Source organism: Nostoc sp., from assembly GCF_036917465.1.
Taxonomy (GTDB): Bacteria; Cyanobacteriota; Cyanobacteriia; order Cyanobacteriales; family Nostocaceae; genus Nostoc.
Genome location: NZ_JBALDL010000016.1, coordinates 32,811 through 44,157 on the forward strand (window position 1 = coordinate 32,811; position 11,347 = coordinate 44,157).

Genomic DNA, 11,347 nt, shown 5'->3' on the forward strand with positions numbered 1-11,347 from the left:
AATTACACAACTTTTTGTTGACCTACGCTACAGATTTTTGACGATCGCACCAAAGTCAGCTAAAACACGGGCATGATTCCGAACTAATCCCAGCAGATGTAATCGATTCCGCTTAATTTCTGGATCGGAGTCCATAACTAATACGCTATCTGGCCCATCAAAGAAGTTACTAACTGTCGGTGCAATTTTTGCTAGTGCTGCTACTAACAGTTGATAATTTCGTGTCTGCTGTGCTGTTTGAGTTTGCGGTACTGATTCGATTAAGGCATTATACAAGGCTGCCTCCGAAGGCTTTTGGAATAGTTCTTGACGAACTACGGTTGTCGGTTCTAGTTGTTTTGTATCCAAATCACCTTGAGCGGCTAATCGTGTGGAACGGTTAACAGTTTCGTAGATGTTATCTAAGGTACTATCATTACGGATTTGTTGTAAGTATAAGGCGCGATCGCGGACATCTAACAAATCCTTTAATGTCCGTTCTGTATATTCTGGGTCATTTTCTCCCAAAACTGCATTTACCAAATCGTAATCAATCTGTTTTTCTTCTTGTAATAAGGTGCGGATGCGTTGTAAGAAAAACTCTTGTAGTGCCGTGGTTAATGATACCTGATCTTTCTGATATTTCGCAGCAAAATCTGTTGCTATTTGTGCCAATAAACCATCTAAATTTATCGGCAAATTATAAAACCAAGTAATTTTGATTACAGCATTGCCAGCCCGACGCAACGCGAAGGGATCGGAGGAACCAGAGGGAATTAAACCTAAACCAAAGATACTTACTAACGTATCTAATCTATCTGCCAAACCGACAATTTGACCAGTGAGGGTTTCGGGTAAAATATCACCGGCTCCCGTTGGTAAATAATGTTGATAAATTGCCTTTGCTACTTCGGCATCTTCACCACTAGCTAAGGCATATTTTTCTCCCATAATGCCTTGCAATTCAGGGAATTCATATACCATTTGAGTAACCAAATCTGCTTTACACAATAAAGCAGCACGTTGGATTTTTTTGCTTTGATTTTCTGCTAATTTTAATTGGGTAGCAATTCGCTCGGCAATCTTAACTACTCTATCTATTTTGGTACGTACAGAACCCAATTCTTCTTGAAAAGTGACTTTTTCTAACTGGGGTAAAAAGCTTTCTAAAGGCTTAGTTAAATCAGCTTCGTAGAAAAATCTGCCATCAGCTAATCTGGCGCGAATTACCCTTTCATTCCCGACGGCAACAATATCTGATTTCTTCGGATCGCCGTTAGAAATGGTGATGAAATTGGGTAATAATTCTTGCTCAAAACTACCTGGTTTGAATACAGGGAAATAACGTTGATGAGTTACCATAACTTCCGTAATTACCTCAGTTGGTAATTCCAAAAATTCTGGTTCAAATTTCCCGACAACTGTAGAAGGATATTCTACAAGATTGGTCACTTCCGCTAACAAATCGGGGTAAATTACTGTATATCCGCTTAAACTTTCTGCTACTGCCTTTACTTGCTCTTTGATTAAGCTTTCGCGTTCTTTTGGGTCAACGGTGACATAAGCAGACTTGAGCGCAGTAACATAATCGGTAGCTTGGGCAATTGTCACAGGTTCAGGATGTAAGACGCGATGACCTTGGGAAATGCGATCGCTCTGAACCGTTTTAGAACCATTCACCAATTCTAAAGGTAGCACTGTGTCATCTAACAAAGCTACCAGCCAACGAATTGGTCGAGAAAATCTCCCATCCCCATCTCCCCAACGCATCAACCGCTTACCTTCTAAACCCCAAATCCACTGGAAAACAAGTTCTGTCAAAATTTCCGCCACAGAACGACCGGGAATTCTTTTTTGGACAAAAACAAATTCCCCTTTGTCAGTGGGGCGAAGGAAGAGTGCATCTAGTTCCACACCTTGCTTTTTGGCAAAACCAACTGCTGCTGCTGTCGGCTGACCATCTTTAAAGGCGGCTTGGGCGGGAGGCCCTTTAATTTCTTCTTCTCGGTCTGCTTGCTGTGATGGTAGACCTTTAATCAATACCGCCAAACGCCGAGGAGTACCGTACACCTGGACACTTTCACTCTGAAGGCTATTTGCTTCCAAACTTTGGGGAATGCGTTCTCGCCACTGTATTAAGGCATCACTGAGAAAGCTTGCAGGTAATTCTTCTGTACCAACTTCTAATAAAAACGCAGGCATAGGTCACTGTTTTCAACTTTGCGTAGCTCAACTTTATCAGTTATTATCTGGCGATCGCTCGTGATTTTTAGGTGATAAACCTTGCTACGTACATCAAAATAGACAAAGTACCGATTAGGTTTATTAGATAGACTTGGCATTTTCTCCAAAAATTTAAAAAATAAGTGTTTCTCTTCATGAATTTATTACACTTGCCACCGTACTTTTATGCAGTATTTACTTATACATATCGATATCGTAAACTTCATGATGTCTGATGTATTGATATTTGCACCATGACAATCAATTTTGGAGTTATAACCATGAAAAACATTTTCGCCAAAACGGTTGCTATCACAGCAACCAGTGCTGCTCTTAGTGTAGCGATCGCTGCTGGTGCCAACAACCCAGCTCAAGCTGTTGAGTTCAACTTTAACTGGCTAGGTAATGCCGGTTATTCAGCAACAGGTTCATTCAGCTACGATGAGGCTACAGCACCCACAATCATTTCCGAAAGTGGTAGTGGAGCGACCAAATTTTTACAATCCTTGAATGTCTCCTTCTTAGATCCATCTAAAAATCTTTTGGGAACTTATAACACCGTTACTGGTGGGGTATCACAATCTAGCTTCTTCGCTTTCAACTTTGATACAGCCACTCAGAAATTGTTTGGCCCCTTGAATATAGCAGGAGGAACGGGTGTAATTGGAGAATATTTCTTCAATGGAACGGTTGCCAACTCTTTGGCATTACGTCAGGATGTAGATCAAAAGGGAACTTCAACATTAGTAGATCAAAATCTTGGTTCTATTCAGGTATCCAAAGTTCCTGAGCCTACTTCTCTGTTGGGTTTAGTGGCGTTAGGGATGTTGGGTGTAGGGTCAACCCTGAAGAAAAAGCAAGCCTCTTGTTAGAAAGTAGCGCTTCCTAGTTAGAGGTTGCCAATTTAGTTTAATGAATTTCCATTCTAGCTCTAATAGTTCAGCGAACTATTGAGTCTATCATCCAACCTTATCGGTTAGCGATCGCTCGAATACTTATCAACAAAAGTATTCGAGCGATTATAATCAAAAAATTTCGCTAAAATCGGCATTACTACAACAATCAGCGCTACTTTTACTACTGGGTAGGCGCTAACAACCTAGTACCGCAAGGCGGAATTCAAAATTCAAAATGAATACAGGGTGGGTGTTCTATTGATTTGGAATGGGTGGTTTATTTACGCCGTGCTGTACTACATCAAGCTTATTGATTTTTAACGGCAATCTACTTCACTACAAAATAATCTCAATATTTTTTACATTACTTAATCTAGTTTGACTTATTCTCGCCTACTTACACAAACTAAGTCCACCTATCGCGCTTCCCACACCATGCAGACTTAAGGAATTTGGGCGTTGTTGAATGTAGAGACGTAAAATTTTACGTCTCTACAAGGATTTTCCACCGCAATGCACAATCGTTTTCATACCGCAATCAGCAACGCCGGAATTTGAAACCCACAGAGGTGAGTTTTATCAGATAGCCGTGAATAACCTTCGCCAAGACTAGGGGGTATTTTTACACTCATTGAAATTCTCCCCACTAGTGTTTAAAAATTACTGCCTTTGAACTACTGAAAAAATCGAATACTTACCAATAGACCTCTTGCAAAAGTATCTTTTGTAAGAGAGGAGAAATGGTTTTTTCTTACCCCTTTACCTTTTCAGCGACTTCTGTAAGAAATATCGTGAATGAAATACTGATGACTTGGTTAAAAATACTTCATGTGCCAGTTTAAAAGGCGGAATGTGGCTTATATACACGAGCTTAAATATGATGTTACAATTTTTCAAGTGTAAATTTGACGATTAAATTTACTATTAAATAAGTGAGCAATTATCATATATATGGTGAGAAACTTAAATCAGTGAAAGTTATTAGTTATCAGTTAACACTGGTAATTAGTTACCAGACGTGAGGAGACTTTATCTAAGCGAAAAACTGATATAGGAATCATATTTGATTTTTGAACAAAATTAGGTATTGTAGGGGAGCCAGTGCGTTGCGGAGGTTCCCTCCGTTGTAGCAACTGGCGTTGTGTTAGAACGAAGTTCGTAACGCACGGTTATCAATGGTTTGGTGCGTTACGCTGTCGCTAACACAACACCAGTGACGCTCAAGTCTGGAAACCCGCCCACATGACTGGCTCCCCTACGTATTTTTCAAAAATCAAATAGTAGTCCTATATATTGATAACCAATAACTGTTAGAATCCAGCTAGAAAATTCCTAACCAGTGTTTGTCGCAATTGTGATTAAAAAAATCATTATCTGCTGAAAACCTAAATTTAAATAATAGAAATTAGCATATCCTACTGAGATTAGCAATAAATTCGCTGATCTCATATTGTCTTCACCAAATTTATAAATAGCTAATGCATATTCTAATTTATTCCTACAACTATCATCCAGAGCCGATTGGAATTGCGCCCTTAATGACTGAATTGGCAGAAGGATTAGTAAAGCGAGGTCATAAAGTGCGGGTAATTACCGGAATGCCTAACTATCCTCAGCGTGAAATTTACGATGGTTATCGGGGTAAATGGTATATTACTGAACACAAAAATGGTGTCAGCATTCAACGAAGTTACCTCAGAATTAAGTCTAAACCTAACCTCGTAGATCGGCTTTTACTGGAGTTAAGCTTTATTTTCACAAGCTTACCCCAGGCTTTTAAAGGTAAGCGTCCTGATGTGATTATTTTAACAGTTCCACCTCTACTAGGTATCTTGCCAGCAACAATATTTAGTTGGTTATACAACTGCCCATTAGTTCTAAATGTGCAAGACATTTTACCAGAAGCTGCCGTGCGGGTTGGGCTACTAAAAAACAAGTGGATGATCCGAACTCTTGCAGCTTTAGAAAAATTTGCGTATCGGACTGCACACACTATTAGCGTCATCGCCGATGGGTTTCGTGACAATTTAGTTAATAAGGGAGTACCTGTTAATAAAATCGTTTGTATTCCCAATTGGGTGAATATAAATTTCATTCACCCTTTACCGAAACAGAACAACTCCTGGATATCTAGTCATCAGCTCGACGGGAAGTTTGTAGTACTTTATTCGGGCAACATTGCTCTAACTCAAGGTTTAGAAACAGTAATAGAAGCCGCAGTTTGCTTACGTCATATCAGACATATTGTCTTTGTTATCGTCGGCGAATCAATAGCATTGCAAAGATTGCAGGAATATTGTTTATTAAATGGAGCAGATAATGTTTTGTTGCTGCCGTTGCAGCCACGAGAAAAATTACCCGAAATGCTAGCAGCATCTGATATTGGGCTGATTGTGCAAAAGCGTAATGTGATTTCGTTCAATATGCCTTCAAAAATACCACTATTATTGGCAAGTGGTCGCCCGATTGTGGGTTCAGTTCCTGCCACTGGTACTGCTGCTAAAGCAATCGAACTCAGTGGTGGTGGGATAATTGTTGAGCCAGAATCGCCCGATGCAATGGCTGCTGCGGTGTATAACTTGTATGCTAATCCGACTCTAGGGACGAAGCTAGGGAAGGCAGGAAGACAGTTTGCTGAAGAAAACTATTCCTTGGAGCAAGCACTCGATCGCTATGAAGGGCTGCTTTCTAATATTGTTGCGAACCAAAAATCCACTGTGAGTATCTTGCCAAAATTGGAGTCTAAAAAATCAGTTGTGGATGGTTGAAAGATATGGGGTACAACAGTTCTGTTAGCGGTAGTGGGAAGTTTAACCCTTTCTGAGTAAAAAAGTGAGATTCCCTGCTCAGAATTTATAATGGGCGACAAATATAAAACTAAGACTTACGCACTGTACAAATTAGTCATGGTATGCTTTCACCGAAATAGCTTGTTTCAGACTTTGACTAATTATATTTATTACCGATAAATTAACCGTGGGGTAGGGGTTTAGCAATGCTAAACCCCTACGAGAAATATGGTTTTTCCGCGATGTATACTTATTGTTTTCTGTCAATGCTTAAGTCCTAAAAACCATAATTTGACAAATTAAATCACCCAAATGGGTGAGTTAAGAATCAACCGATCGGATGACCTAAGTGTAGGAAGTTAAAACTGCTCAAAAATAAGAATCTAGAAAATAGTGATTGATTGGATGGTTTTCTCCGTGAGGACAACTGAATGAAATTCGCAACCTTGATTAATAAAGCTGAATTAATCAGCGTAGGCGTAGCCAGCCGAAGGCATCGCTCCATACCTTTTCTTCCTTAAGGTCAGTATTCACTACGACTTAAGAGCGATAAACTCATCTATAACTTATACAAATTCAGTCTCATGCTAATCTCATGAGCGATCGCATTGAATTTGCCGATTTTCCACAAGAGTCAAGCTCAGGACGCAGTATCTTCAGATAGGGATTTAAAAGCATCTGGAGATAGTTCCGCAAGTATGTAAATTGACGGTATCCTGCGTTTTAGTGATATCCCTACCATACTAGACTCCAGTCATGAATGCTATATGAGAACTTGTGTCAATCTATTTGTGAACGGTATCAGCAGACAAGTTGATTCACTGCAATCAGATGAACCGTGTTTTCTCTCCTAGTTAAGGCGCTACTTTGATACTGACGAAAAAAGTTTTATAAATTACACTTTAAAAAATTGCTAGGAGCTAAGTAATGTACAAATTAACCACAACGGGCTGAAAAATACTTGTTCGTTTTAGGTGCTAGACATCGGGAGCGATCGCACAAATACCCAAAAATATATTTGTCACCAACGTCAAGAAAAAACGGCTAAAAACTATTCCAAATAATGCTTTTAGAAAAGAGTAGATTGATTGCCCAAGTCTAAATCCACAAGACGAGTAACCAAAGATGTCCCATTCTGAGTTCCCTGATTCTTCCCTTCCTGTTGAAATAGAACAGCCTACTGTTAATGATTCTAGTCAAGAATCGCAACCATTGCCAGAGCGATCGCCTAAACGACCTCAAAAGCGCCGTTGGCCTCTAATTTTGGGAATTATCCTGTTAATTGCAGGTATTGGTTTTGGTTGGCGCTGGTGGCAAACTAGTAATGCTAACAATCCAGCAGCAGGCGGGCCATCTGCTGGTAAACCGATGGCAATTCCCGTCAAGCTCGTAACTGTAAAAACTGAAACTGTACAAGAAAGTTCAGATTTTATTGGCTCCTTAGAGGCTCCACAGTCTATACCAATCAAACCACAGATTGCAGGGCGAATTAGCCAGGTTTTTATCAAAGAGGGCAATCGCGTTCAACAAGGGCAAGTAATTATTAGCCTAGAAACTGATGATGCCCAAGCCGTGCTACGAGAAAAACAAGCAGCACTTCAACAAGCACAGGCAAATCTTGCCGAACTCAACGCAGGGACTCGAACAGAAGTAGTTTCCCAAGCCAAAGCCCAGCTAGATCAGGCCCAAGCAAAATATCAAGATGCCGTATCTGGATCGCTACCACAGCAAATTCAGCAGGCTGAAGCTCAAGTTAATTCTGCCAAATCCGATCTAGTATTAGCACAAGCACGAGCAACGCGATACGCACAATTAACAAAAGAAGGGGCGACTTCTCAAGATAGCCTAGATGAATACATCAAAAACAAAGATAGTGCGCAAGCAGCGCTAGTTGCAGCCCAGAAAAACTTAGAGCAACTCCGCAAAAGCAGAACTGCTAATATCCAGCAGCTAGGTGCTGCCTTAGAACAACAGAAACAATTCTATAGACAGCAGGTGAACGGCAACCGCCCAGAAGATATTGCCCAGGGGCGATCGCAAGTAAACCAAGCAGCCGCTCAAGTCCAGTCGGCTCAAGTCCAAGTGCAATACACAAAAGTCCTAGCTCCTTTCACAGGTATTGTTGGTGATATCCCAGTCAAGGTAGGACAGTATGTGGCACAAGGGGATCAACTCACAACATTGACCAAAAATGACTCTTTAGAACTGAATATATCCGTTCCGCTAAATCAAGCCAGCAAGTTGCGCTTGGGATTACCTATGCAAATGCTCGATGCCCAAGGCAAACCCACAGGAAGGGGTAAAATCAGTTTTATATCTCCAAATGCCAGTTCCGATTCGCAGACAGTTTTGGTAAAAGCCAACTTTGGCAATTTGAGAAATCGATTGCTTAATCTTCAGTCAGTGCAAACCAGAGTAATCTGGAAGGAACGTCCGGGAATCTTAATTCCAGTTACAGCAGTATCTCGCTTGGGTGGAGAGACTTTTGTATTTGTGGCTGAAGCGCCATCAGCAAATAAAGCTGAAGCACCAACAGAAAATAAAGCTGAAGCGCCAGCAGAAAATAAAGCTGGAGCGCCATCTTTAGTGGCTCAACAAAAACGTGTGAAATTGGGAGTTATTGAGGGGAATAATTATCAAGTTATCGAAGGACTAAAGGCTGGAGACAAAATTGTTGTTTCCGGTATTCTCAGCCTAACTAATGGCGCTTCTATCACTCCAGCACAGGAACAAGCGGGTAGTCAGAAGCCTTAGCTGAAAAGGGAAGGGGAGAATTAATTCGTAATAGAGCCTCCGGCACGCTCTGCGAACCTAATTCGTAATTAATTTTTGCTGTTATCTATGTTCCTCTTCCCTGTCTCCTAAAAAGATCGTCGGATGAGGAGATGGGGAAGACTAATTTTAAGGGGGAATGGATGAAAATCGCTATTGGCAGTGATGAACGCACCAACCTTACCGATCGCATACTAGAAGAACTTAAGCAGCGTGGGCATGAAGTTATAGCCTTTGGTTCCTTAGCTGAGAATGATTTAGAAGTTGATTGGCCTCTCAGTTGTAGTAAAGTTGCTTTGGCAGTAGCAACCCAGAAAGCAGATGAGGGAATTGTCTTTTGTTGGACTGGTACTGGCGCATCTATTGCCGCCAATAAAGTTTCAGGGATACGTGCAGCTTTGTGCCATGATGCTGAAACTGCACGCGGGGCGAGGATTTGGAATCATGCGAATGTCCTAGTATTAAGTTTACGTGCGACTACAGAAGCGATCGCTAAAGAAATATTAGATGCCTGGTTCACCACACCCTATTCTGAAGATGAGTGGAACATCCTGCAAATGGAACGGATTAGACAGTTAGAGAAGAATGCTTTATTTCAGCAATCTTAGACCACTGAGGGTAACTAATACTGTAGAACCTTCATGCCCAATCACACCAATAGGTAAGTTAATACTTCCGAGAAAGTTGCCCACCAAAAGCAACATAATGAAACCCAACGCTACGACTATATTCTGTTTGACTATGGATTGCGATCGCCTCCCTAAATGTATCGCCACCGCAATTTTTTCTAGCTTGTCTGCCATCAGTACTATATCTGCGGTTTCCAATGCCACATCACTACCAGATATCCCCATTGCTATACCTATAGATGCTTGGGCTAAGGCTGGTGCATCATTAATTCCATCGCCTACCATTGCCACAGTTTGATACTTTTGCTGGAGACGGCGAATTACATCTAGCTTATCTTCTGGTAGAAGTTGAGCATATACTTGATCGATTCCGACTGCTTTGGCCACAGTTTGAGCAGTTTCTTCATTATCCCCGGTTAGCATGACAATTTGCTCAATTCCCAGTTTCTTTAACCGGGTAATGGTTGCAGATGCTTGCGATCTGACTTCATCTGCGATCGCTATTACACCCATCACCTCTGTCCCCCTGCTCCCCTGCTCCCCTGCTCCCCTGCCTTCCTGTGCTACCCAAACCACAGTTTTACCTTCTTGCTCCAAAGATTGAGCCATTTCCTGCAATTCTTCAGGTAAATTTGTGACATACTGCTGCACAAAAACGGTATTCCCTACAATTATTTGTTGTTCTTGAGCAATTCCGACAATTCCCTTTCCAGGTATGGCTTGTACTTGGATCGCACCAACCAAATCTAAATCACCAGCCGCCTGCACAATTGCCTTACCGATGGGATGTTCTGAATAGGATTCCACACTAGCTGCGGCTTTTAGTACATCTGCTTGGGTGTATTTACTAAGGGGAATTACTTGGGATACCTGCAACTGTCCTGTTGTTAGAGTACCAGTTTTATCAAATGCGATCGCTCTCACTTTGCCAATCTTCTCCAATTGCGCCCCATTTTTAAACAAAATCCCCTGTCTTGCACCATTGGCGATTCCTGAAAGCAGGGTGGGCATAATTGCAGCCATCAGCGCACAAGGAGAAGCAACCACCAAAAAAGTCAGCGCCCGATAAATGGTAGTTTCCCAATCCCAACCCCAAAGAAATGGCGGTAAAGTTGCCAGCAATATCCCGGCTACTACAATTACTTTGGCATATCCTTTTTCAAAGCGATCGATAAACTCTTGCGAAGGTGGTGCTTCTGTCTGCGCTTGTTCTACCAAGCGAATCACACGCTGAATCAAACTACTTTGGGCTGGTTTGTGTACCTTAATTTGCAATGCACCATAGCCGTTAAGTGTGCCGGCAAATACTTCTGCACCCACTGTTTTTTCTACAGGTAAAGACTCGCCTGTGATTGCAGCTTGATTGAGAGTGCTGTAACCAGATGAAATTATCCCATCGGTAGGAATTAGCTCTCCGGGTTTGACGACAATCTCATCACCTACTTTTAACTGACTGATAGGAATTTCTTCTTCCCTTCCCTGAAGCAAAACTCTGGCTGTATCTGGTGTCAGGCTCATCAAACTGCGGATACTGCGCTCAGTTCGCTGCATGGCATAGCCTTCTAATGCGCCACTGATGGCAAAGATGAGAATTAAAATTGCCCCATCAATAATTAGATGATATTCTCGTCGCCATAAGCCGAGGCTAGCAGCACCAATGGCGGCGACAATCATCAGCAAATCTACATCGAGTTCTTTTTCTTTGAAAAGAGTAGTCAATCCTTCCCGCGCACTTTCGTAACCACCAATAACGTAAGCAGCAGGTAGAAGTAGGAATGCTAATCCCAACCAGCCGAGATGCAAGGCGAACCATCCGAGAAATAGCAGTAAGCCACACGAAATGGCTGCTACAGTATCTGCGTGTTCTCTGGTGAATTGGTTGAAACGTTGGGGGTAGAGCATGAGAGATGAATTAACAAGGACTCTTTTAGGCTAAACCTTGACATTAATGTTAATGTCAAGGTTTATAATAATTTTGAAACGCAGAGTGACATTGAGGGAAGCGCAGCTGACTTTTCACGGTATCTGGAAAACCTCTCTCTAAATCTCTCTCCTAAAA

The 11,347-nt window shown here is 41.6% G+C and carries 6 protein-coding genes; 4 read left to right on the forward strand and 2 right to left on the reverse strand.

Annotation, left to right across the window (positions count from 1 at the left end):
- Window positions 1-27 precede the first annotated feature (27 nt).
- Window positions 28-2,181 carry a glycine--tRNA ligase subunit beta gene (gene glyS / locus V7K38_RS03315; protein ID WP_334855419.1) on the reverse strand — a complete coding sequence of 718 codons (2,154 nt, stop codon included), beginning with the start codon at window positions 2,179-2,181 and terminating at the stop codon, window positions 28-30.
- 302 nt (window positions 2,182-2,483) lie between these two features.
- Here glyS and V7K38_RS03320 point away from each other — a divergent pair, with 302 nt between their 5' ends.
- The 4 genes from V7K38_RS03320 to V7K38_RS03335 all read left to right on the forward strand — a co-directional run bounded on the left by V7K38_RS03320 (window position 2,484) and on the right by V7K38_RS03335 (window position 9,267).
- Window positions 2,484-3,074 (forward strand): PEP-CTERM sorting domain-containing protein, encoded by a 591-nt coding sequence (locus V7K38_RS03320; RefSeq protein WP_334855421.1) that lies wholly within the window; start codon window positions 2,484-2,486, stop codon window positions 3,072-3,074.
- Between the two features lie 1,502 nt (window positions 3,075-4,576).
- On the forward strand, window positions 4,577-5,866 hold the full coding sequence (locus tag V7K38_RS03325) for a glycosyltransferase family 4 protein (RefSeq protein ID WP_334855423.1): 1,290 nt from the start codon (window positions 4,577-4,579) through the stop codon (window positions 5,864-5,866).
- Between the two features lie 1,146 nt (window positions 5,867-7,012).
- Complete coding sequence (locus tag V7K38_RS03330; protein WP_334855425.1) at window positions 7,013-8,641, forward strand: efflux RND transporter periplasmic adaptor subunit; 1,629 nt, start codon at window positions 7,013-7,015, stop codon at window positions 8,639-8,641.
- 161 nt (window positions 8,642-8,802) lie between these two features.
- A complete protein-coding gene (locus V7K38_RS03335) occupies window positions 8,803-9,267 on the forward strand; it encodes an RpiB/LacA/LacB family sugar-phosphate isomerase (protein ID WP_334855427.1) in 465 nt (154 codons plus the stop codon).
- Here the strand turns inward: V7K38_RS03335 and V7K38_RS03340 are convergent.
- On the reverse strand, window positions 9,250-11,190 hold the full coding sequence (locus tag V7K38_RS03340; RefSeq protein WP_334855429.1) for a heavy metal translocating P-type ATPase: 1,941 nt from the start codon (window positions 11,188-11,190) through the stop codon (window positions 9,250-9,252). The genes V7K38_RS03335 and V7K38_RS03340 overlap by 18 nt on opposite strands.
- Window positions 11,191-11,347 lie beyond the last annotated feature (157 nt).